The sequence below is a fragment of the Bradyrhizobium sp. SHOUNA76 genome (genome assembly GCF_023006445.1).
GTDB lineage: Bacteria > Pseudomonadota > Alphaproteobacteria > Rhizobiales > Xanthobacteraceae > Bradyrhizobium.
Map to the genome: position 1 here is coordinate 1 of NZ_JALBHA010000058.1, position 21571 is coordinate 21571.

The following is a 21571-nucleotide window of genomic DNA, read 5'->3' on the forward strand; positions in this document are numbered from 1 at the left end:
GGCGAGCAAGCCGCCGAGCCCGCCTTTGAGCAGGCCTCCGAGACCGCCAAGTCCGCCGCTGTCGGCGGTGTTCACGTTCACCGGCGGAGGGGCGGGCGTCGGCGACGGTTGCGGTGCCGTGCCGGACTGGTTCCCGGTCATGTGCTTGAACGCTTTCCACGCGAGCAGGCCGAGCAACGCCATGGTCATCGGCGACATGCCGCCGGAGGATTTCTCGGAGCTCGGCGTAGAGGGGCCGCGGGGGCCGTTCTGCATGCCGTTGAGGACGTCGAGTAGACCCATGGTGCTCTCCTTTGGCGTCTCGTTCGGCGAGCGCTCGCCGCTGACTGCCCCCCGGGGCAAAAACATATGAGGCTCTCATGACGGTTACAAGGCGGATGCGACGTGATGGGCAGCCGGTCTCGCCTCTGCTATCGAGGGCGGGTCGTTCAGGGAGCAAGGCCAGGTGATGACGGATCGACCGATCGTGTTGGCCGGCGCGGGTGCCATCGGCTGCTTCGTCGGCGGCATGCTGGCGACCGCGGGCCGCCGCGTCGCGCTGCTGGTGCGGCCGCGGATGAAGACCGAGATCGAGCGGTTCGGCCTGCGGTTGACCGATTTCGACGGCTCCGAGAAGAAGCTCGGTGCGGGCCAGCTCGCGCTGTCGGAGGATCCTTCGATCTTCCACAGCGCGGGCATCGTGCTGGTCACGGTGAAGAGCGCCGACACCGCCGATGTCGCGGACCAGATCGCACAGCATGCGCCCGAGGATGCCGTCATCGTCTCGCTTCAGAACGGCGTCGGCAATGTCGCGGTGCTGCGCGAGCGGCTCGGCCGCCGCCGCGTGCTCGCCGGTATGGTGCCGTTCAACGTGATTGCAATGGGCGAGGGACGCTTCCATCGCTCGACCTCCGGCGACATCCATATCGGCGAGGATGCCGAGAACACGGCGGCGGCGCTCTCGGTGCCCGGCCTTGCCATGCGCGCGAGCGGCGACATCACCGGCGTGCAATGGGGCAAGCTGATCATCAATCTGAACAATGCGCTCAGCGCGCTGTCCGACATGCCGCTCGCCGCGCAACTGGCCAACCGCGACTGGCGCAGGCTGTTCGCGGACCAGATGGCCGAGGGGCTCGCCGCGCTGAAGGCCGCCGGTATCGCGCCGGTCTCGGCGACGCCGATCCCGATGAACTGGACGCCCGCCTTGCTGCGGCTCCCCGACATGATCTTCAACGCGATCCTGGGACGAACCATGAAGATCGATCCCGAGGCGCGCTCCTCGATGTGGCAGGACCTGAAACAGGGCCGCAAGACCGAGATCGACTATCTCCAGGGCGCAGTCATCGCGCTCGCCGAGCAAAGCCATGTCGAGGTGCCGCTGATGCGCCGCATTGTTGCGCTGATCAAGCAAGCCGAGGCGGCCGGCAACGGACCGCCGCGTCTGACGCCGCCGCAGATCCGCGGCGTGGCTTGAGTGCGAGGGAGGAACGTGATGAAGCGTGGTTTTGTAATCGGGCTCGCGCTTGCCGCGTTCTGCGGCGCATCGACGCTCGCTCACGCGAGGCCGCCGACGGTCTTGAACTCTCCCGGTTATGATAGGCGATTGCAGGAGAGCCGGTCGCAGTTGGGCAGTTCGCCGACAGTTAGCGAGCCCGCGACGGCGCCGGTGGTCAAACCGAGGCACAGCAAGAAGAGGCGCACGAACTGAGGGTGGGAGTTGATCTCCATCCAACTCGTCATTGCGAGCGCAGCGAAGCAATCCAGAATCCCGCCGCGGAAAGACTCTGGAATGCTTCGCTGCGCTCGCAATGACGGCTGCAGAGTTTGTAGGGTGGGCAAAGCGAAGCGTGCCCACCATCGTACTTTGTCTTGCCGGAGTGGTGGGCACGGCGCGCGAAGCGCGCGCCTTTGCCCACCCTACAAGTCGGTGCGAGAAAACTCAGCTCTTCTTCGCCGGCTTGCTCGGGGTCGGGTTGAACAGCTTCTTCAGATCGTTCAAGCTTTCCGATAGCCGCGGCCATTCGCAGGAGAACGAGCCCTTGGTGCAGGTTGCGCCCTTCGGCCGCTGACCTACGGTCTGCTGCACCTTCGGTCGCTCGGCGGGGATAGGCACGCGCTCGACGTCGGTTCGCAATGCGACCTGTTGCAGTTGCCGCGCCTGTTGCTCCTGCTGCTCGCGCTGTTGGCGCGCGGTTGCCTGGGCGGCTTCGTTACTGCGCCGCTCTTTGGCGAGATAGGCGGTATAGGCTTCGTCGATCTTCTTCTGCTCCTCCGGCGTCGGGTTGGGCCCGGCGATGTCGAAGGTGCGATCCTGCAGGAAGTCGTAATAGGAATAACCGCCGCCTGGCTTGCGGCGGCCGGCAAACTTGGCGTTGCAGTTGGCAAGCGCGGATGTCTTCTCGGCCTTGGTCGCGGCCTTCTCGGCGGCGTCGGCGCATTCCTCGAAGTCGACCGGCGCGCGCTTCCACCATTGCGCCTGGACATGCGGTAGCGTCAGCAGAAGACATCCTGCTGCGGCAACGAGAAGGAGCACCGCACGACGCAATGCAATCAGGGACGACATTCTACGAGAGCATTCCTTGCAAAACTCAACCCGAACTGAGTCGAGCCAGATTTTTGCCTCTTTATCGCCGGCTTGTCACCCATGGAACCCGGGAAATTCATGGCTGTGATGCTGACATTTTGTGCTTGACGTGGCGCAGGAGTCACAGCGTCGCGCTGGCCGGCTGCTACACTTCGCCCCGCGACCGCCTCATCCGAGGCGACGCCAAGAAAACGAAATGGAAACACCTGATGTTGCTGCCCCTGTCCGACGTGCCGCGCTGGTACGCTGAGCGCAAACCACCCGGCACGATCGCCGTCCGCCATGGGCAGGACGCGCTGACATGGGACGAGCTCGAGCGCGGTGCCAACCGGCGCGCGCGGGCGTTCTCGGCCAAGGGCGTCAAGCCCGGCGATTTCGTTGCGATCGGATTGCCCAACGGCAACGCGTTCTTCGAGACCTCCTTCGCGGTGTGGAAGTGCGGGGCGACGCCGACCTCACTGTCATGGCGGCTGCCGCGCGGCGAAGCCGCCGCCGTACTCGACATTCTGAAGCCGGCGCTGGTTGTCGGCGGCGAGGCCGACTGGAACGCGCCGAACCGTCTCCCGGCTGATTTCGTGCCGCAAGGGTTTTCGGACGAGCCGCTCAATCCGCCGGTGGCACGCTACTGGAAGGCCATGACCTCAGGCGGCTCGACCGGGCGTCCGAAGGTGATCCTCGACCATCATCCGGCGGTGACCGACACTGTCGCCGCCCCGCCTCTCAACATGCCCGTCGGCGCCTCGCTGCTCAATCCCGGTCCGCTCTATCACAATGCGCCGTTCATCGTGTCGCATTACGCGCTGTTCACAGGCGGCCAGCTCACGGGTCTCGTCAAGTTCGATGCCGAGGAGACGTTGCGGCAGATCGAGCGCGAGCGCGTGCAATGGGTCAATTTCGTGCCGACCATGATGCACCGGATCTGGGCGCTGCCGGAGAGCGTGCGCAATGCCTACGATCTGTCGAGCCTGCAGACCGTTTTCCACATGGCAGCGCCGATGCCGCCCTGGCTGAAGGAGAACTGGATCGCCTGGCTCGGGGCTGACAGGATATGGGAGCTCTATGGCGGCACCGAGCGGCAGGGCGCCTGCATCATCTCAGGCACGGAATGGCTCACGCACAAGGGCTCGGTCGGCAAGATCGGCGAGACGGCGCGCCTTCGCATCATCGGCGAGGACGGCAACGACGTCGCGCCCGGTGAGACCGGCGAGATCTATTTCCTCAACAATGACGGCAAGGACGCCACCTATCACTATCTCGGCGCCGAGCCGAAGCGCCGCAGTGATGGCTGGGAGTCGCTCGGCGACATCGGCCGGCTGGATGCGGACGGCTATCTCTATCTCGGTGACCGCCTCGCCGACATGGTGCTGCGCGGCGGCGCCAACATCTATCCGGCCGAGGTCGAGGCCGCGGTCTCCGCGTGCCCCGGCGTGCGGTCCTGCGTGGTGGTGGGATTGCCCGATCCGGAATTGGGCCAGCGCGTGCATGTCATCATCGAGCCCGAGGACGATGCCGATGGCCAGACCATCGCCGACAGCATGGCGGACTTCCTGAAGGACAGGCTCAGCCGCTACAAGCATCCCGAGAGCTTCGAGATCGTCAGCGCCCCGCCGCGCGATGATTCCGGCAAGGTCCGCCGCACGCTGTTGCGCGATGAGCGCGCAGCGTGGTTGAAGGAAGGGCGCGCCTTCCGGATTTGGCCGGCGAAAGCGCGGGCGCACGCCGAGTAAGAAGGAAGGACCGAAGGATATGACGATCACGATCGCTGCGAACAGCGTGCCGAAGCCGCCGGCCGAGATCATCGAGGGCTTTCGGAATGCACCGACCTCGGTCATTTCAGACAATCTCGCCCGGCTGCCGGGCGCGGTGGGCCTGAAACCCTATCACCGCGGTGGCAAGCTGGTTGGCGCGGCCTTCACGGTGCGTACCCGACCGGGCGACAATCTCGCGATCCACCGCGCGCTCGAACTGGTCGGTCCCGGCGACGTCATCGTGGTCGATGGCGGCGGTGACGAGACGCGCGCGCTGGTCGGCGAGATCATGAAGAACATCGCGCAATGGCGCAAAGCGGAAGGCTACGTCATCGACGGCGCGATCCGCGATGTCGCGGCCTTCGCAGCCGACGACTTTCCCTGCTATGCCCGCGCGGTGATTCACCGCGGCCCCTACAAGAACGGTCCCGGCGAGATCAACGTGCCCGTGACGATCGGCGGCAGCGTGATTGCGCCCGGCGACATCGTCGTCGGCGATGAGGACGGCGTGGTGTCGTTTCCTGCCGCGGGTGCCGCCGCGCTGCTGGACGCCGTCCGCGCCCAGGTCGCGCGCGAGGAGGAGACATTGAAGGCGATCCGCGAGGGCCGTTACCAGGGGTCGTATGGCAAGTCCTGAGCCAAGCGCGGCTTAGAGGCGGATCATTCCTTTATCGGCGGCCCTATGGATGGGCACCTGCGCGGATGCTGCCCCAAGAGCGGTCGTCAGCGATTGGGCTGTCGCAAAACTCGCGTTTCCCGCGGAAGTGACGCCTTGCGAGATCTACGAACGGACGGAAATTCTGGCCGAGCTGGAGCGTGTTCTGGCGGTCGTCGGTTATGATATCGAAGCCACGGGAAAGAAGGACAAGTACGGGCAGTTCAACAAGACGATGCAGGAGTGTCAGGTGCGCGAGGTCAGGGACTGGTCGATATTTGAAACGAACTGCGAGTTTGAAGTTGGGGCGTCCGGTAGCGCCCTGTTTCGCATGCGCGACAATCGAATGACCCTGTTTGGCGTTCTTAGTGGCGACCATCACGATAAGGACTATTGTCCGAAAGGCGGCTGCGACTACAAGGCTGGGCGTTGGTCCAGCGTATACGTGACCTTGAAGGGCGAGTTCAAAGATCGGCTTCTGACTGTCGTGAGCCAGTCTGCCGCATAATGAACGCAGAAGGGAGAAGGGCGTGAGCCAGAAGGAAGAATTTCACAACATCGACGATCCCAGCGACGGGCTCTTCCGCGAGCTCGCGGCGGGGGTGACCACGCGCATCTTCTCCGGCGAGCAGGCGATGCTGTCGGTGGTGACGCTGGCGCCGCATGCGCAAGGCACGCTGCACCATCATCCCGAGGAGCAATGGGGCGTGCTGCTCGACGGCTCCGCCATCCGCGTCCAGGGTGACGAGGAGATTGCCGTGAAGAAGGGCGATTTCTGGCGCACCCCGGGCAATGTACCGCACACGATGCGCGCCGGCCCCGACGGCGCCCGGGTGCTGGACATCTTCAGCCCGCCTCGGCCAGAATACAAAAAAGCCGGGTCGGGTTTCGGCACGACCTGAAGCGCCAAAGAGCAACAGCCGGGCGCAACACAAGGGAGGGGACCATGACAATCACACGACGCACGCTGTTGGCCGCACCGGCCATCCTCGCGATGGCGCCGGCGGCGGCGCAGGCCGGCAAGATCACGCTGGTGGTGCCGTTTCCGCCGGGCGGATCGACCGATGCGATGGCGCGACTGCTCCAGAGCAATCTGCAAACCAGGCTTGGCCGCATCGTCGTGGTCGAGAACAAGTCCGGCGCCGCGGGCGCGCTCGGTGCGGCGCAAGTCGCCAAGAGCCCGGCGGACGGCTCGACCTTCCTGGTCACCTTCGATTCCCACGCGGTGATTCCGTCCATCCTCGACAAGCCGCCGGTCGATGTCGAGCGCGAGCTGATGCCGGTCCTGCTGATCGGCACCGCGCCTTACGTGATCGCGGCAGGTGCCGACCGTCCTTATAAGAGCTTTGCCGACGTCGTGGCGGCCTGCAAGGCGACGCCCGGTGCGGTGAAATATGCCTCCGTCGGCATCGGCACGCTTGGCCATCTCGCCATGACCGTGCTCGGCAGCAAGGCCGGCGTCGAGATCATGCACGTGCCCTATCGCGGCGGTGGGCCGGCGATGAACGACGTGCTCGGCGGTCATGTCGATCTCATCGCGGGCTCGGCGGCGCTGGTCGCCGCCCAGCTCGGCACCAACATGCTGCGTCCGATCCTGCAGCTCGGCCGCGAGCGGCTGCCGGCCCTGCCTGATACTCAGACCGCGATCGAGGCAGGCTTTCCGGACTTCGAGACGCTGGCCTGGTGGGGCATCTTCGCCCCCGCAGGCACGCCGCCGGACATCGTCGCAGCCTTCGCGGCAGCGTCCAAGGAGATCCTGAGCGAACCTGCGACCGCCACCCAGCTGAAGGAGACGCAGCACATGACGCTGCTGCTCCAGGACGGTGCCGCCTTCAAGACCTTCTTCGACAAGCAGGTCGCCTATTGGGGCAAGGTCGTGAAGGACAATAATATCAGGGCATAGCCGGCAGACTCCCGCAATCGCGGCGCGGAGGGCTTCCGGTCCCGTCGCCGCTTTGATATGAACGCCTCAAGGCAACCCGCCGACGAGCGGGTTCCGCGGTCCCGTAGCTCAGCCGGATAGAGCGACGGTTTCCTAAACCGTAGGTCGGAAGTTCGAGTCTTCCCGGGATCGCCAGTCTTTGTAGTCTCTTGCCAGTAATGAGTGTCCTGCCGCCACTCCCCGCCGACTGCAGGCATGCGGCCGCGGGTATGCTTGAGGCGGCACGCCGGATGCCATGGTCGCGTGGCTAGACGGCCCTCGGCAGATCTATCGAAAATCCGCGGAAATAATTCTCGTTCCGAGAGACGAGGTTCGAGCAGGCGTCCGCGACGTCCTTGTAGGCGGCGGCGCCGACTCGTGCGTGCAGCCGTCGTTGGTGATTTGGCGAAGTGAGGGCCTGCGACGTAGGACGCAATAAATATCGTGAGTGGCGGAGACCACAGGGCGTCGCCAATTTAAATGGCGAGCCGATCGAAATTAAATCATCATCATGAGTTTTCAGTTCGGCGATAATATTTAATTTGGGCGGCGGCAGGAACTGCGGCTGCGCGATTTAAAAACTCCATCCTCGGGTCAATGAATCGTCTCAAAAAAGGCGCGTGCGAATTCGAACACGCTCCTGATGGGGCGGCAAAGAACCAAGTCAAGTTGGACTGAGCCGCGACGTATCGAAACACCACGCGCATGAACTCAGTCTGCGCGTGCATTGCTCAGGGGATGAACAAACATGGCAATTGCTGGATTTCCAGACGCGAATAGCACCGGGCTTCCTGATGGCGTTATCCTGACTGCATCGGGCGACGTGACTGTCACTAAGGCTGGTACCGTCATCGACGCTCTCGATGTCAAAGGCACGATTTCGGTCCTGGCCGATAACGTCACGATTCAGAATAGCCGCATCACGTCCAGCGATTGGACAGGCATCTGGATCAAGGATGGCATTACAGGAACTGTCGTCAAGGATTGCGAAATTCTAAACGTCGGAAGTAGCCCTGATGGCGCGAACGGCATCGTCGGTTCCGGCACATTCCTGCGCAACGATATCCATGACGTGGAGAATGGTATCATTGTCACCGGGGCGAGCCTCGTCCAGGACAATTACATCCACGCCATGAATGCGCCGGATGTGCGTCTCGGCACGTCATTGGGTGGTCCGCATTACGATGGTATCGAGATCGACGGCGGCGTTTCAGACGTCGTCATTCGGCACAACACGGTCATCAACGAGAACAGCTACGTCTCGGCCGTGATGATCAATAATGACTTCGGTCCGGTTTCCAACATTCAGGTGGACGGCAACTATCTTGCGGGGGGCGGCTACACCCTTTACTCCGATGGCAGCTTCAGCAGCACCGACAAGATTTCCGGAGTCTCGTTCACCAACAACGAGCTTGGTGAGGGCAAGTGGGGGTACTATTACTTCAAGGGCAACACGCCCGTCCTGTCGAACAACGACGAACTGGGCACGGGATGGCAGACGTCTCCGACAACGCCCCCCTCAACCCCCGCTGTCCCGGCAGCGCCGACCATCTCATCCTGGTCACCCGATACGGGCAAGACTGGCGACGGCATCACCGACGTCAACAAGGTCAGCCTGCACGGGACCGCTGCCGCAGGCAGCATCGTTAAGGTCTATGACGGTTCGACCCAGGTTGGTTCGACGACTGCGACTTCGACCGGCAGCTGGGATTACATCACCCAGGTCCTGAGTGACGCGAAGCACACGCTGACGGCGACCGCGACCAACTCGTCCGGCCAGACCAGCGTGGCGTCGGCTGCACTGGCGGTCACTGTCGATACCAAGGCGCCGGCGGCGCCGACGGTCGCCAGCGATACTGTCGATAGCAGCAATCATGTGGTCGCATCCGGGAATGCCGAGGCGAACAGCACGATAAAGGTGTATGACGGCACGACGCAGGTCGGTACCGCAACGACCAACGCAAGCGGGGCGTGGGCGGTGACAACCGCCGCTCTGGCGGCAGGTACGCACGCTCTCACGGCGACCGCGACTGACGTCGCGGGCAACGTAAGTGCCCCATCCGCGGCTTTCGATTCCGTCATCCCATCGTCGGGTTCGTCCGGTACGGGTACCTCCGGCACGGGCACATCCGGTACAGGGACGTCGGGTACGGGCACATCGACCCCGACCCCGACCCCGACACCGCCCGCTGCGCCGAAGATCGCCTCGTTCTCCAGCGATACCGGCACCGCCGGTGATCACATCACCAGCGACAAAACGGTGACCCTGGCGGGGACTGCAGCTGCCAACAGCACGGTCAAAGTGCTCGACGGCACGACCCAGCTCGGCACCGCCACGGCGGATGCAAACGGAGCGTGGCACTACACGACCGTCGCACTGCCGGACGGCAAGCACAGCTTCACCGCAACCGACACGGTCTCTGGTGTCACCAGCAAGGCATCGACTGCGTTGGATGTCACGGTGGATAGCGCTGCCCCCGATGCTCCCGTCCTGTTGAGCGATCCAACCACGCATAACCGCGCAACGGTATCCGGTACGGCGGAGGCTGGGAGCTCGATCAAGCTCTATGAGGGCACGACCCTGCTCGGCACGACGACCGTTGCAAGTGACGGCGACTGGAGTGTGACGACCCCGAATCTCAAGCACGGGTCCCACACCTTCACCGCGACGGCCACTGACGCGGCCGGCAACACCAGCGCTTTGTCGCAGCCGATCGATCCGCCGATTGGCTCGCATGGCGGCACCAAGGACACCTCATCCGTCGAAGTTACCAATGTGCGCCCGCACTGGGATCACACCGCGACGATCAAGGGCACGGCCGATCCCAACAGCGAGATCAAGCTGTATGACGGCACGACCTCGGTCGGTTCGGCCACGACGGGTGCCGACGGCAAGTGGAGCTTCCAGACCTCCGACCTGTCGGGCAAGTCCCACGCCTTTACCGCGGAGCAGGTCGACACCACAGGCCATGTGGTCGGAACCAGCTCGGGCGAGGCGATCATCGGCTCGGGCCGCAGCAACACGCTGACCGGCACCACCGGCAACGATGTCATGGTGGGCAAAGCGGGTGCGGATACGTTCACGTTTGCGTCGAACTTCGGCCAGGACGTCATCAAGGACTTCGCTGCCCGTGGACCGGCTCACGACACGATCGAGTTCAGCAAGAGCGTGTTCGACAGCTTTGCGAGCGTTCTCTCCCACGCGGCCCAGTCAGGCCACGACGTCGTCATCGCGGCGGGGAGCGACAGCCTCACGCTGAAGAACACGCAACTCGACAAGCTGAACAGCCACGACTTCCACTTCGCGTAAGGAACGGCCAACCAAACAGACCAGTCTCAACTGTGTCGGAGGATCCCTTGGGGGATCCTCCGACAAGGCCACGACTGAAGTTGGACGGCGGGGTGATCCCCGCCTGCGAATCTCATTATCGAATCCCACTGCAGCCGACGCGCAATCGCGCAGAGCGGGCCATGAACGCATGGCAGCCGGCCTTGAAGGGACTCGGTCGGAGCGGACACTCATTATACCCCGCCAAGGGCTTCTTAAACTGTAGGTCGGAAGTTCGGGTCTTCCCGGGATCCCCATTAATCGACAGCTACGCGTCCCCATGCGCGCGCAGTGCTGGAATTCCGACCAATGAATTCTATCGTGACGTGTGCTGACAGTCGGTTAGAATTACGCCGGGTGCAGGGGCATTTGCATGACGGATTTATGGTACTACGCGGACGGCGGACAGCAGCACGGCCCGTTCTCGATTTCTGAACTGCTTCCGCTCCTCGCTGGTATCGCCGACCCTGGGCGTGTGATGGTCTGGCAGCACGGCTCCGCGGACTGGAAACCGGTCGAGGAGGTGCGCGAGATCGCGCTGCAGCTTTTTCAGCCGTCGCCGCTACCTCCGGCATCCCCGCAAGTTCAGGCCATTGGCGAGCCTGCCGTTCCCGCAGAAGATGCTACTGTGTTCAAGGATGCCCAGCCCGAATGGTCCGGCATCACCGGCTGGCTCGCGCTTCTGGCGATCGGCCAGGTGTTGGGCATCATGCGCCTCGTCTTCAGCGTCGGACAATATGTGCAGTCGATCACCGACGAGGTCTGGACGCAGTTTCCGACGGTCATCTGGAGTGAAATGCTGATAAACGCCGCCATGATCGGCTTCGCGATCTGGACAGCGGTGCTCCTGTTCAGACATTCTCGCAGGTTTCCAGCCTTCTTCATCGTGCAGATGATCTGCGCGGTGCTGATGCCCTACGTCGATCTCCTCTGCGTCGCATCGTTCTTTTCCGCCGCCCTGGATCGTCCTTTCGGCGATTTTTTCGTCATCGAAGCTCGACAGGTCGGACAAACAATTGTCGGTGCGGTGAGTGCCACGGTCTGGATAACGTACGTGCTTCGCTCCCGTAGGGTCGCGACTACGTTCACGAAATAAGCCACGTTACGATGCGCTGGAGCGGCTGAAGCGGGAGGCGCCGAGGCCGGATCGCAGGTTCAACAGGCGCCGACCGCGGCTGATTTGCCTCGTCGGCGCGAAAATTGCTAACAGATGCCCGGACCGGTAGCGCATCTTCCAGCCGGCCCGTGCCTGCCCCTATCCGGAGACCATGATGCCTTTCGACTTGATCCTGCGCGGTGGCCGCGTGGTTGACCCCTCCCAGAAGCTCGATGCCGTGACGGATGTCGCATTTTCGGGTGGCAAGGTCGCCGCTATCGGTACCGGGCTCAAGGCCGATCCCGGCACGGATGTGCGCGATGTCTCGAAATACATCGTGACGCCGGGACTGATCGATCTGCACACCCATGTCTATTGGGGCGGCACGTCGCTCGGCATCGATGCCGAGGAATTCTGCCGTCTCTCCGGCGTCACCACGGCGGTCGATACCGGCAGCGCCGGGCCCGGCAATTTCGCGGGCTTCCGCAAGCATGTGATCGAGCCGAGCCAGGTCCGCATCCTCGCCTATCTGCACGTCTCGCATGCCGGCATTTTCGGCTTCTCGCACCGGATCATGGTCGGCGAGAGCGAGGAGCTGCGGCTGATGAATCCGATCGAGGCGGCCAAGGTGGCCGATGCCAACCGCGATCTCATCGTCGGCATCAAGGTGCGCGTCGGCTTGCACTCCTCGGGCACGTCGGGAACGGTGCCGCTCGATATTGCGCTAGAGGTTGCCGACGAGGTCGGCATGCCCCTGATGGCGCATATCGACCATCCGCCGCCGAGCTATGAGGAGGTGCTGGCACGTCTGCGGCCTGGCGACGTGCTGACCCACGCGTTCCGTCCGTTCCCTAATACGCCGGCGACCGCGCAAGGCACGGTGAAGAAGGCGGTGCTGGATGCGCGCGAGCGCGGCGTGCTGTTCGACATCGGCCACGGCAAGGGCTCGTTCGCGTTCAAGACCGCGCGTGCCATGCTCGCGAACGGCTTCTATCCGGACACGATTTCCTCTGATATCCACCAGCTCTGCATCGACGGCCCCGCCTTCGATCAGGTCACGACCATGTCGAAATTCCTGTGCATGGGCATGGAGCTGTCCGATGTGATCGCCGCCTCGACGGAGAATGCCGCGATGGCGCTGCGCCGTCCCGAACTCGGCAGCCTCAAGCCCGGCAGCGTCGGCGACGCCACGCTTGTTACGGTCAGGCAAGGCCAGTTCGACTATGAGGACGTCGTCGGCGAGCATCTGATCGGCGACCGCAAGATCGTCTCCGAGGGCGTCGTCATCGGCGGCTGCTGGTGGCATCCGAATTGAGCGGCGACCTGATTACAGCGACCTCGCGATCAATAGCTTCATGATCTCGTTGGTGCCGCCATAGATCTTCTGGATGCGGGAATCGATGAAGATGCGCGAGATCGGGTATTCCTGCATGTAGCCATAGCCGCCGAACAGCTGGAGGCATTCATCGGCGGTCTCGACCTGCTTCTCCGAGCACCAATATTTCGCCATCGACGCCGTGACGGTGTCGAGGTCCCCGGCGACCAGCTGCTCGATGCACCAGTCGACGAAGACGCGCGCGATCATCGCCTCGGTCTTGCGCTCGGCGAGCTTGAAGGCGGTGTTCTGGAAATCCATCAGCGGCTTGCCGAACGCCTTGCGTTCCTTGGTGTACTCTGTGGTGAGCTTGATCGCCCGCTCCATCGCGGCGACGGCGCCGACCGCGAGCGCGAGCCGCTCCTGCGGCAATTGTTGCATGAGCTGGACAAAACCCTGGCCTTCCTCCTTGCCGAGCAGGTTTTCCGGCGGCACCGTGACATTGTCGAAGAACAGTTCCGAGGTGTCGGAGGCGTGCAGGCCGATCTTGTCGAGGTTGCGGCCGCGCTTGTAGCCGTCCGCGCCTGCGGTCTCGACCACGATCAGCGAGATGCCTTTTGCCCCGGCATCGCCGGTGCGCGCGACCACGATGACGAGATCGGCGGCCTGGCCGTTGGTGATGAACGTCTTCTGGCCGTTGATGACGTAGGAATTGCCCTGCTTCTTCGCCGTGGTCTTCACGGCTTGAAGATCCGAGCCGGTGCCGGGTTCGGTCATGGCGATGGCGCCGACCATCTCGCCTGAGGCCATCTTCGGCAGCCAGCGCTTCTTCTGCTCCTCGGAGCCGTAATTGAGGATGTAATGCGCGACGATGGCGCTGTGCACGGAGACGCCGGTCGTCAGCTCCGGCACCGTGCTCTCGAGATCGTCCAGCACCGCGGCGTCATAGGCGAAGGTGGCACCCAGGCCGCCATATTCCTCCGGCACGCTCGACAGCAGCGCGCCCATCTCGCCGAGCCCGCGCCAGGCGAAGCGGTCGACCATCTTCTGCTCGCGCCATTTCTCGGCGTGCGGCGCCAAATCCTTGGCAAGATATTTCCGGAACTGGTCGCGGAAGACATCGAGCTCTTCGGTCATCCAGGAGGAGCGGTAGGACATGGTCACCTCGGTTGATACGGCGTTCCGGCTTGGTAGGCCAGCTAGCTGCGGCAATTATTGTGTTTTCAGGCTGCACCGGTGACGCTACCAAGGCGATCGTAACAGCTTCTGTCGGGATGGTTGATTGTGGCTGGCAAAACAAAAGAGCTCAAGCTCGACATCGCGCGTATCGGCACCGTCTCCGCGATCTTGACGCAGCCTGACAACGCACGCGCCTGCTACGTGCTGGCGCACGGCGCGGGCGCCGACATGCGCCATTCCTTCATGGACAAGGTCGCAGTGGGCCTCGCGGAACGCGGCATTGCGACGTTCCGCTTCAATTTTCCCTACATGGAAGAAAAGAAGGGACGTCCCGACCAGCCAGCGGTCGCGCATGCCGCCATCCGCGTGGCGGTCGAGGAGGCGGCGCGGCTTTGCCCCGGCGTGCTGCTCGTCGCGGGCGGAAAATCGTTCGGCGGGCGCATGACTTCGCAGGCGCAGTCGCAAGCGCCGCTGGCAGGCGTGAAAGGGCTAGCCTTCCTCGGCTTTCCCCTGCATGCGGCCAAGAAGCCGTCGTCCGAGCGGGCCGAGCATCTCGCGGGCATTGCGATCCCCATGCTGTTCCTGCAGGGCACGCGCGATGAGCTCGCTGACCTCAGCTATCTCAAGCCCGTCATCGCAGCGCTCGGGCCGAAGGCGACCTTGCATGAGGTCGAAGGCGGCGATCATTCCTTCGCGGTGCTGAAGAAATCCGGCCGCACCTCTGAGGAGGCACTGACCGAAGTCCTCGACACGCTCGTGGCCTGGATCGACGGGCTCGCCTGAAGCTCACGCGGAATAGAGCCCCTTGTCGCGCGCCTTCTGGATCGCCAGCGCCGCGATCAGGTCGAGCGTCGGGGTCGACAGGCCGGCCGTGCGCGCGAAAGCGGCGGGGGCCCTGACCAGCACGTCGATCTCCATGGCGCGGCCAAGCTCGTAATCCTGCAGCAGTGAGGGCTTGTGGTTGGGGGCGGGGCCGCTCCGCGTCACGCGCTTGACCTCGGGAATGAAGTGCTGGGCGATGTCGTTGGCCTCGTTCAGCATGCGTGGAATGACGTCGGTAAACGCCGGATCGTCGCGTACGCCGCGCGCGGTCTGGCCGGTGAGCAGGCACAGCACCGAGAGCGACATGTTGGTCAGCAGCTTTGACCAGATCGCCTCGCGGATCTCGGCGACCGGCGGCGATTCCAGCCGGGCATCGTTGAAGACGCCGCGCAGCTTGGTGATCCGCTCGCAATTGCGGTCGTCGCATTCGCCGATCAGCAGACGGTTGCGGTCCGGGGTGAGGTTGTGCACGATTCCGGGCGCGGTCACCTCGTTGGAGGAGAAGACGACGCCGCCGATGATCCGCTCCTTCGGGATGCAGGCGCGCAGGCGCCCGCCGGGGTCGAGGAAGGAAATGTCCGGTGGCGTCGGATGCCGCGGCGGCAGGCCGATCCCGTACCACCAGGGAATGCCGTTTTGCGCAAACACGATGGCGGTATCGTCCTGGAGCAGTGGCTTGATGCTGGACACCAGCCCCGGCAGCGCGGTTGCCTTTAGCGTCGAGATCACGACGTCCTGCGGGCCGAGCTGCGCCGTATCGCCGGAGGCGTTCACCTTGGCGCTGACCTCGGAATCGCCGACGCGCAGCTTGAGGCCGCCTGCGCGCACCGCCTCGAGATGCGCCCCACGCATGACGCACGAGACCTCATGACCGGCGCGTGCCAGCCTGACCGCGATGTGGCTGCCGACGGCGCCCGCGCCGAAAATGCAGATGCGCATAATGATTCCGTCCTGTCCCTGGGTGCCATCGGGCGGCAGCATGACACAAGCCGCCATGCGATGGACGCGGCCGCCCCACGCTGGAAAGATATGGATCGGGACGCGTTGCCTCGGCCATAGTGCGTGCCAAGCAACTGACCGGAGGATCGCCGATGACTGCCAGCCCCGTCCTGTGGACCCTTGATGAGCGTGGGGTTGCGACCGTCACGTTGAACCGGCCGGAGGTCAACAACGCCTATGACGGCGCGCTGATCGCGGGCGTGCTCGCGGCCATGGACGATCTCGCCACGAAGCCGGCCTTGCGCGTCGTCGTGCTCCGGGGCAACGGCAAGCATTTCCAGGCCGGCGCCGACCTGAAATGGATCAACGGCGTGCGCCCGCAATCGGCGGAGGCGAACGAGGCGGCGTCGCGTGCGACCTTCGAGGCCGTGCAGCGGCTCAACACCTTGCCGATCCCGACGGTGGCGCTGGTGCAGGGCGGCTGCTTTGGCGGCGGCACCGGCGTGATCGCGGCCTGCGATGTCGTGATTGCCGCGGACAATGCGCTGTTCTCCATCACCGAGGTGCGCTGGGGCCTGACGGCCGCGATCATCATCCCGCAGCTCTGCGATGCCATTGGTGTCCGGCAAGTCCGCCGTTACGCGCTGACCGGCGAGCGTTTTGGCGCCGAGGACGCCCGCCGCATCGGTCTCGTCCACGAGGTGGTGCCGCTCGCCGAACTCGAGGCCGCAGGCCGCAAGGTGGTCGAGCAATTGCTCGCCAACGGACCGGACGCGATGGCCGAGACCAAGCGCCTCGCGCTGGAGAGCTCGTTCGGCGGCATGGCGGTGGACGATGCCGCCTACACGCGGCTGGTGCACCTGCACTCACTCAAGCGCCAGAGCGCGGAGGCCGCGGAAGGGCTGGCCTCATTCGCCGAGAAGCGGGCCGGGAATTGGGGTGCGAAAAGCTGAGGCTCAACAGCCGCGGCAGATGTTGTTGATGCTGCGATAGACCGCGTCGTCGTCCTGTCGCATCTGGCGCAGCGTTTCGAGCGTCGTGCCATCGTTGGTGGGCGCGGCCGGCTTGCGCTTCGCTGCGAGCTCTTCCTCCTGCCGCTTGTAGCAGGCCTCGCGCTCGGCCTTGGCCTGAATGAAGCGGCAGTTCTGCTCCACGGCTGCGGCGGGAGTGACGGAGATCGCGAGGGCGAGCAGGGCGGGGAGAGAGAACTTCAAGAGTGGCATATCCATTCGTTGAACGAAGTTGCTTGTCGTCGCCCGGCTTGACCGGGCGACCCAGTACGCCGCGGCTGCTCCGTATGCGCTCGACGTCTCTGGAATACTGGATCGCCCGGTCAAGCCGGGCGCGATGACAGCGGAGCTTGGCGGTCCTTCTCTCAGGTCCGCTCTGTCAGAGCAACCTCGATCTTGCGACAACGGCGTGGCACAGCCTACAGCGACGGTGCTAGCGACGTTTTCAGCAGTGTCAGCAGCGCCTGCACCGCGGCGGCATTGCGTCGCCGCTCGGGGATCGCGGCCTTCACCCATAATTCCGGTATCGGAAACTCGCGCAGCACCGGCTTGAGCGTGCCCTCGCGCAAGGCATCGGCAACGAGATAATGCGAGAGCAGCGCGATGCCGTTACCCGCGATGGCGCTGCGCGCCAGCACGTGTCCCTCGTTGGAGGAGAGCAGCGGGGTGACCTGGATGCTGATGCGCCCGCGCGGTCCGTCGAAGACCCATTCCGGGCCGGTCGGCAGGAAGCTGAGGCAGCGATGCTCGACGAGATCGCGCGGATGTTTTGGCGTGCCATGCTTCTTCAAGTATGCCGGCGAGGCGCAGAGCAGCCGCTTCAGCGCGCAGAGCGGTTCGTCGATTACGCCGCCGAACGAATGCGGGAAAGCGCCGATCGCGATATCGAAGCCTTCGGTCACGGGATCGACCGGGCGATCGATCAGTACGATATCGAGCTTGAGCCTGGGATTCTCGGTCTGGAACGCGCTGAAGGCGTCGGCGAGCCGTGCCACCGTCAGCGAGGTCGGCGCCTTGATGCGGAGGTGATCGACGAGATCGTGGCCCTTCTCGCCCATGCGCGAGAGCAGGTCGGTGGCGTCAGTCACAACGCCGCGGGCACGATGCACGTAACGCTGTCCGGCTTCGGTCAGGCGCAGCTGTCTCGTCGAGCGGTGAAACAGCGGCGTGCCGATCCGCGCCTCCAGCTGCGTGACGCGCTTGGCCACGACCGAGGTGGAGACATCGAGCTTTCGCGCGGCGGCGGAGAAGCCAGCCGCGTCCGCGGTGGCGAGGAAGGCCTGCAGGTTCACCAGGATGTCCATGTCGACCTTTCTCGATTCGCGAAAGCTGATCGCGTATTTTGGTGGATTGTAGCTCCGTCCGCGTTAATTCATAGTCGGCGCCAAGCAAGAGATTTCGGGAGCGGACGCGCCATGCGGGCCACAATGATCGAAGAACCGGCACGACAGGTGCCGCTCTATGGCGAATACGAAGTCGTCGTGCTCGGCGGCGGTCCCGCCGGCATCATCGCGGCGGCTTCATGCGCGCGCGCCGGGCGGAAGACGCTGCTGATCGAGCGCTACGGCTTTCTCGGCGGCATGGGCACCGCGGCCGGCGTCACCAATTTCTGCGGCCTGCATGGCAATGTCCATGGCGAGCATCGTCGGCTGGTGCAGGGCATGGCGTCGGAGCTGCTGGCGCGGATCGATCGGCTGGGCGGCCTCAACACGCCGCATCTGATCCTCGGCAAGGTCTTCGCCCAGGCCTATGACACCGCCGCCTACAAGATCGCGGCCGACGAGCTTCTCGCCAGTCACAAGGTGCACATCCTCTTCCATGCGCTCGGCGCCGGTGTCGTGATGAACGATGACAGCCGCATCGACGCGCTGATGGTCGAGACCAAGGCCGGCCGGCGGGCGGTGCGATCGGAGATCTTCATCGATTGCTCCGGCGACGGCGACCTCGCGGTCTGGGCCGGTGCGCCGTTCGAGATCGGCGACGAACACGGCCATCCGCTGTATCCATCGATGATGCTCCGCCTCAACGGCGTCGACCCTGACAAGGCCGGCGAAGCGTGGCGGACGATCCCGCAATTGATGGAGAAAGCCACCGCAGCCGGCACGCATAAATTCCCGCGGAAAAGCGCGATCGTGCGACCGCAGAAATCCGGCATTGAATGGCGGGTGAACTTCACGCAGGTGGCGCGCGCGGATGGCCACGCTATCAACGGCGTCGAGCCCGACGATCTCACCCGCGGCGAGATCGAGGGCCGCAAGCAGGCGCTTGCCGCGTTCGAATTCCTGCGCAGCGCTGTCCCGGGCTTTGAAAAGTCCTACATCGTCGATCTGCCGCCGCAGCTCGGCATCCGCGAGACGCGCCGCATCAAGGGCGGCTACCAGCTCAGCGGCGAGGACGTGCTTGGCTGCGCTTCGTTTACGGATTCCATCGGCGTCAATGGCTGGCCGATCGAGGCCCACGTGCCCGGAGACGTCGTCTTCACCTTCCCGCCGATCCCGGAATCGCGGGGTTACAACGAGCTGCCGTACCGGATGCTGGTGCCCGAAGGCGTCGATAATCTCCTGGTCGCCGGCCGCTGTGCCTCGATGACCCATGAGGGCCAGTCGGCGGCACGGGTTTCCGGTGCCTGTTTCGTGATGGGCGAGGCCGCCGGTTCCGCCGCGGCGCTGGCGCTGTCCGGAAACAGGATCCCACGTGACATCCCCGTTGAAAAATTGCAGGAAACGTTGAAACAACAGGGCGCCTTCATCGGCCGGGATCAGCCCGTCCCTGAGGGCCTGTAACGGACTGCTGAGAGAAACGACGAGGGAGGAAACGGGATGATCGGGATTGCGCGGCTCGCGGCAGCCAGTCTTTTGGCGATCATGGCAATGGGCACGGCCCGGGCCGAAGACGCGCTCAAGGCCAAGATCGGCGTGCTGCGCCTGTCGTCCTCCGCGCCCGTCTTCATCGCGCAGGACAAGGGCTATTTCCGCGAGGCCGGCCTGGAGGTCGAGCTGAAATTCTTCGACGCGGCGCAGCCGATCGCGGTCGCCACCACCTCGGGCGACGTCGATTTCGGCATCACCGCCTTCACGGCAGGTCTCTACAACCTCGCGGGCAAGGGCACGCTGAAGGTGATCGGCGGCATGAGCCGTGAGAAGGCCGGCTATCCCCTGATCGGCTATTTCGCCAGCAACAACGCCTATGCCGCCGGGCTGAAGACGCCAAAGGATCTCGCGGGCAAGCGCGTGGCGATGACGCAGGTCGGATCAAGCTTTCATTATTCGCTCGGCCTGCTCGCCGACAAATACGGCTTCAAGCTCTCTGAGGTGAAGATCGTGCCGCTGCAATCGCTGTCGAATGCGGCGGCTGCGCTGAAGGGCGAGACCGTCGATGCGGCGCTGCTGCCGATCTCCACGGCGCGGAAGCTCATGGACGAGGGCGGGGCGAAGTTCCTGGGCTGGGTCGGCGACGAGACGCCGTGGCAGCTCGGTGCGGTGTTCGCCTCGCCGAAGACGCTGACCAACAAGGTGTTGGTGACAAAACTTCTCGGCGCGCTCGCCAAGGCGGATCGCGAATATCACGACGTCATCCTCGCCGCGATGAAGGACGGCGTGGCGCCGATCAACGACAAGACCAAGCCGCTGCTGGAGATCATCGCAAAGTACACCAATCTCCCGCTCGAGCAGGTGGTCGGCAACTGCGCCTATATCGATCCCGACGGTAAGCTTGACGTGAAGAACGTCGACAACCAGATCAAATGGCTCCAGGAGCAGGGATTCGCGGACAAGGGCTTTGACGCGGATGCGATCATCGCCAAGGATTATGTGAAGGCGGATTGATCGATGTTGCGAGCTCCCCTCTCTCCCCGTCATCCTGAGGTGCGAGCGAAGCGAGCCTCGAAGGATGCACGGCCCGGCTGTAGCGGGGCCGTCGCCCTTCGAGGCCTCCGCTTCGCTACGGCACCTCAGGGTGACGGATCACGGTAAAGGACGTGAGATGGACCTGATCGCCAACCACATCACCCATCGCTTCGGCGATCTCGCCGTGCTCGACGATGTCTCCTTCACCGTCAGCGCCGGCGAGGTGGTGGCGATCGTTGGACCCTCCGGCTGCGGGAAGAGCACGCTGCTGTCGATCCTCGGCGGGCTGTTGCAGCCGACCTCGGGCGCGCCTGAGCTGCGCGGCTCGCCGCCGGCGGACAGTCTCAATCCGCTGACCTTCGTGTTCCAGGATTTTGCGCTGCTGCCCTGGGCGACGGTGGAGGAGAACGTCGAATTCCCGCTGCTGCACACCCAGCTTTCGGCCGCGCAGCGCCGCGCGCTGGTCGACGACGCCTTGCGCCGCACGAGCCTGACCGATTTCCGCAAAACCTATCCAAAGCAGCTCTCCGGCGGCATGCGCCAGCGCGTCGGCATTGCGCGCGCGCTCGCGGTGAGGCCCGCCATTCTGCTGATGGATGAGCCGTTGTCGGCGCTGGATTCGCAGACCCGCGAATTGCTGATGGAGGATTTCGTCCGCCTGCTCGCCGATGGCGGCATGGGCGCGGTCTATGTCACCCATAATCTGGAAGAGGCGGCGCGGCTCGCCGACCGCATCGTGGTGCTGTCGCGCAGGCCTGGCCGCATCCGCGAGGTCGTGACCGTGCCGATGACGCGCACGGCACGCGGTGAAGCTGCGGCACGCGAAAAACTGCTGGCGCTGCAGAACCAGATCTGGTCGCTGATCCGCAATGAGGCGATCGATGCCGAGCGCGAGGTCCAGCATGCTTGATCGCGCGCCGGGCGAAAGCGCGAAGGACACCGCGACAAGGCGCGTCCGCTTTCGCGGCGCCGGCTTCGTGCCCGCGTCGAGCAGGTTCGGCGGCTGGATCGCGCTCGCCCTCGTCATCGCGATCTGGCAGGCCGCTGGCAGCGTGGGCCTCGTCAATGCGCTGTTCCTGCCAACGCCCCTCGCAATTGCGCGCGCGATCTACCAGCTCGCGATCTCGGGCGCGCTGTGGCAACATTTGTC

19 protein-coding genes, 1 tRNA gene and 2 pseudogenes are annotated in these 21571 nt (G+C 64.3%); 16 read left to right on the forward strand and 6 right to left on the reverse strand.

Annotated elements, in window-relative coordinates:
- Positions 1-282 (reverse strand): annotated as a pseudogene (locus MOV74_RS10125) (hypothetical protein); the annotation flags it as partial.
- A 163-nt stretch (positions 283-445) separates the two neighbouring features.
- Between MOV74_RS10125 and MOV74_RS10130 the strand changes: the two are divergent.
- Complete coding sequence (locus MOV74_RS10130) at positions 446-1453, forward strand: 2-dehydropantoate 2-reductase (RefSeq protein ID WP_246920968.1); 1008 nt, start codon at positions 446-448, stop codon at positions 1451-1453.
- 465 nt (positions 1454-1918) lie between these two features.
- Here MOV74_RS10130 and MOV74_RS10135 read toward each other — a convergent pair whose 3' ends face one another.
- Positions 1919-2542: a hypothetical protein gene (locus MOV74_RS10135; protein WP_246920970.1), complete on the reverse strand. Its 624-nt coding sequence runs from the start codon at positions 2540-2542 to the stop codon at positions 1919-1921.
- 230 nt (positions 2543-2772) lie between these two features.
- On the opposite strand from MOV74_RS10135, the gene MOV74_RS10140 reads away from it, so the two are divergent.
- The 9 genes from MOV74_RS10140 (at position 2773) to MOV74_RS10180 (ending at position 12626) form a co-directional block, all read left to right on the forward strand.
- Complete coding sequence (locus tag MOV74_RS10140; RefSeq protein ID WP_246920973.1) at positions 2773-4290, forward strand: AMP-binding protein; 1518 nt, start codon at positions 2773-2775, stop codon at positions 4288-4290.
- Positions 4291-4309: 19 nt separating this feature from the next.
- Complete coding sequence (locus MOV74_RS10145) at positions 4310-4948, forward strand: RraA family protein (RefSeq protein ID WP_246920975.1); 639 nt, start codon at positions 4310-4312, stop codon at positions 4946-4948.
- Positions 4949-4997: 49 nt separating this feature from the next.
- Positions 4998-5474 (forward strand): hypothetical protein, encoded by a 477-nt coding sequence (locus MOV74_RS10150; RefSeq protein WP_246920978.1) that lies wholly within the window; start codon positions 4998-5000, stop codon positions 5472-5474.
- Between the two features lie 22 nt (positions 5475-5496).
- Positions 5497-5868: a dimethylsulfonioproprionate lyase family protein gene (locus tag MOV74_RS10155; RefSeq protein WP_094890889.1), complete on the forward strand. Its 372-nt coding sequence runs from the start codon at positions 5497-5499 to the stop codon at positions 5866-5868.
- Between the two features lie 44 nt (positions 5869-5912).
- Positions 5913-6869 (forward strand): tripartite tricarboxylate transporter substrate-binding protein, encoded by a 957-nt coding sequence (locus MOV74_RS10160; RefSeq protein ID WP_246920981.1) that lies wholly within the window; start codon positions 5913-5915, stop codon positions 6867-6869.
- A gap of 97 nt (positions 6870-6966) precedes the next feature.
- Positions 6967-7043, forward strand: a tRNA-Arg gene (locus MOV74_RS10165).
- 592 nt (positions 7044-7635) lie between these two features.
- A complete protein-coding gene (locus MOV74_RS10170) occupies positions 7636-10197 on the forward strand; it encodes an Ig-like domain-containing protein (protein WP_246920984.1) in 2562 nt (853 codons plus the stop codon).
- 391 nt (positions 10198-10588) lie between these two features.
- The gene (locus MOV74_RS10175) at positions 10589-11311 is read left to right on the forward strand and encodes a DUF2569 family protein (protein ID WP_246920987.1); all 723 of its coding nucleotides are present in this window, start codon (positions 10589-10591) and stop codon (positions 11309-11311) included.
- Between the two features lie 175 nt (positions 11312-11486).
- The gene (locus MOV74_RS10180; protein WP_246920990.1) at positions 11487-12626 is read left to right on the forward strand and encodes an amidohydrolase/deacetylase family metallohydrolase; all 1140 of its coding nucleotides are present in this window, start codon (positions 11487-11489) and stop codon (positions 12624-12626) included.
- Positions 12627-12638: 12 nt separating this feature from the next.
- Here MOV74_RS10180 and MOV74_RS10185 read toward each other — a convergent pair whose 3' ends face one another.
- Positions 12639-13784: an acyl-CoA dehydrogenase family protein gene (locus MOV74_RS10185; RefSeq protein WP_246920992.1), complete on the reverse strand. Its 1146-nt coding sequence runs from the start codon at positions 13782-13784 to the stop codon at positions 12639-12641.
- A 126-nt stretch (positions 13785-13910) separates the two neighbouring features.
- Here MOV74_RS10185 and MOV74_RS10190 point away from each other — a divergent pair, with 126 nt between their 5' ends.
- Positions 13911-14588, forward strand: a complete 678-nt coding sequence (locus MOV74_RS10190) for an alpha/beta family hydrolase (RefSeq protein WP_246920993.1) — start codon at positions 13911-13913, stop codon at positions 14586-14588.
- A gap of 3 nt (positions 14589-14591) precedes the next feature.
- Here the strand turns inward: MOV74_RS10190 and MOV74_RS10195 are convergent, their stop codons facing one another.
- On the reverse strand, positions 14592-15566 hold the full coding sequence (locus tag MOV74_RS10195) for a ketopantoate reductase family protein (RefSeq protein ID WP_309486791.1): 975 nt from the start codon (positions 15564-15566) through the stop codon (positions 14592-14594).
- Between the two features lie 152 nt (positions 15567-15718).
- Between MOV74_RS10195 and MOV74_RS10200 the strand changes: the two genes are divergently transcribed.
- Positions 15719-16519, forward strand: a complete 801-nt coding sequence (locus MOV74_RS10200; RefSeq protein ID WP_246920995.1) for an enoyl-CoA hydratase-related protein — start codon at positions 15719-15721, stop codon at positions 16517-16519.
- A 3-nt stretch (positions 16520-16522) separates the two neighbouring features.
- Here MOV74_RS10200 and MOV74_RS10205 read toward each other — a convergent pair whose 3' ends face one another.
- Positions 16523-16789 carry a hypothetical protein gene (locus MOV74_RS10205; RefSeq protein ID WP_246920996.1) on the reverse strand — a complete coding sequence of 89 codons (267 nt, stop codon included), beginning with the start codon at positions 16787-16789 and terminating at the stop codon, positions 16523-16525.
- Between the two features lie 206 nt (positions 16790-16995).
- Positions 16996-17880 carry a LysR family transcriptional regulator gene (locus MOV74_RS10210; protein WP_246920999.1) on the reverse strand — a complete coding sequence of 295 codons (885 nt, stop codon included), beginning with the start codon at positions 17878-17880 and terminating at the stop codon, positions 16996-16998.
- Positions 17881-17991: 111 nt separating this feature from the next.
- Between MOV74_RS10210 and MOV74_RS10215 the strand changes: the two genes are divergently transcribed.
- The 4 genes and pseudogenes from MOV74_RS10215 to MOV74_RS10230 form a co-directional block, all read left to right on the forward strand.
- A complete protein-coding gene (locus MOV74_RS10215; protein WP_246921001.1) occupies positions 17992-19359 on the forward strand; it encodes an FAD-dependent oxidoreductase in 1368 nt (455 codons plus the stop codon).
- A gap of 36 nt (positions 19360-19395) precedes the next feature.
- Positions 19396-20400, forward strand: coding sequence for an ABC transporter substrate-binding protein (locus tag MOV74_RS10220; RefSeq protein ID WP_246921004.1), 1005 nt, complete (start codon positions 19396-19398; stop codon positions 20398-20400).
- Between the two features lie 157 nt (positions 20401-20557).
- Complete coding sequence (locus MOV74_RS10225; RefSeq protein WP_246921007.1) at positions 20558-21331, forward strand: ABC transporter ATP-binding protein; 774 nt, start codon at positions 20558-20560, stop codon at positions 21329-21331.
- Positions 21324-21571 (forward strand): annotated as a pseudogene (locus MOV74_RS10230) (ABC transporter permease); the annotation flags it as partial. The gene MOV74_RS10225 and the pseudogene MOV74_RS10230, both read left to right, overlap by 8 nt.

Excerpts from the sequence above, each read along its gene's own strand:
- MOV74_RS10215 (WP_246921001.1), top strand. The coding sequence starts at position 17,992 with ATGCGGGCCACAATGATCGAAGAACCGGCACGACAGGTGCCGCTCTAT.
- MOV74_RS10225 (WP_246921007.1), top strand. The coding sequence starts at position 20,558 with ATGGACCTGATCGCCAACCACATCACCCATCGCTTCGGCGATCTCGCC.
- MOV74_RS10140 (WP_246920973.1), top strand. The coding sequence starts at position 2,773 with ATGTTGCTGCCCCTGTCCGACGTGCCGCGCTGGTACGCTGAGCGCAAA.
- MOV74_RS10195 (WP_309486791.1), bottom strand. The coding sequence starts at position 15,566 with ATGCGCATCTGCATTTTCGGCGCGGGCGCCGTCGGCAGCCACATCGCG.
- MOV74_RS10180 (WP_246920990.1), top strand. The coding sequence starts at position 11,487 with ATGCCTTTCGACTTGATCCTGCGCGGTGGCCGCGTGGTTGACCCCTCC.
- MOV74_RS10175 (WP_246920987.1), top strand. The coding sequence starts at position 10,589 with ATGACGGATTTATGGTACTACGCGGACGGCGGACAGCAGCACGGCCCG.
- MOV74_RS10185 (WP_246920992.1), bottom strand. The coding sequence starts at position 13,784 with ATGTCCTACCGCTCCTCCTGGATGACCGAAGAGCTCGATGTCTTCCGC.
- MOV74_RS10220 (WP_246921004.1), top strand. The coding sequence starts at position 19,396 with ATGATCGGGATTGCGCGGCTCGCGGCAGCCAGTCTTTTGGCGATCATG.
- MOV74_RS10200 (WP_246920995.1), top strand. The coding sequence starts at position 15,719 with ATGACTGCCAGCCCCGTCCTGTGGACCCTTGATGAGCGTGGGGTTGCG.
- MOV74_RS10205 (WP_246920996.1), bottom strand. The coding sequence starts at position 16,789 with ATGCCACTCTTGAAGTTCTCTCTCCCCGCCCTGCTCGCCCTCGCGATC.
- MOV74_RS10135 (WP_246920970.1), bottom strand. The coding sequence starts at position 2,542 with ATGTCGTCCCTGATTGCATTGCGTCGTGCGGTGCTCCTTCTCGTTGCC.
- MOV74_RS10145 (WP_246920975.1), top strand. The coding sequence starts at position 4,310 with ATGACGATCACGATCGCTGCGAACAGCGTGCCGAAGCCGCCGGCCGAG.
- MOV74_RS10170 (WP_246920984.1), top strand. The coding sequence starts at position 7,636 with ATGGCAATTGCTGGATTTCCAGACGCGAATAGCACCGGGCTTCCTGAT.
- MOV74_RS10160 (WP_246920981.1), top strand. The coding sequence starts at position 5,913 with ATGACAATCACACGACGCACGCTGTTGGCCGCACCGGCCATCCTCGCG.
- MOV74_RS10210 (WP_246920999.1), bottom strand. The coding sequence starts at position 17,880 with ATGGACATCCTGGTGAACCTGCAGGCCTTCCTCGCCACCGCGGACGCG.
- MOV74_RS10150 (WP_246920978.1), top strand. The coding sequence starts at position 4,998 with ATGGGCACCTGCGCGGATGCTGCCCCAAGAGCGGTCGTCAGCGATTGG.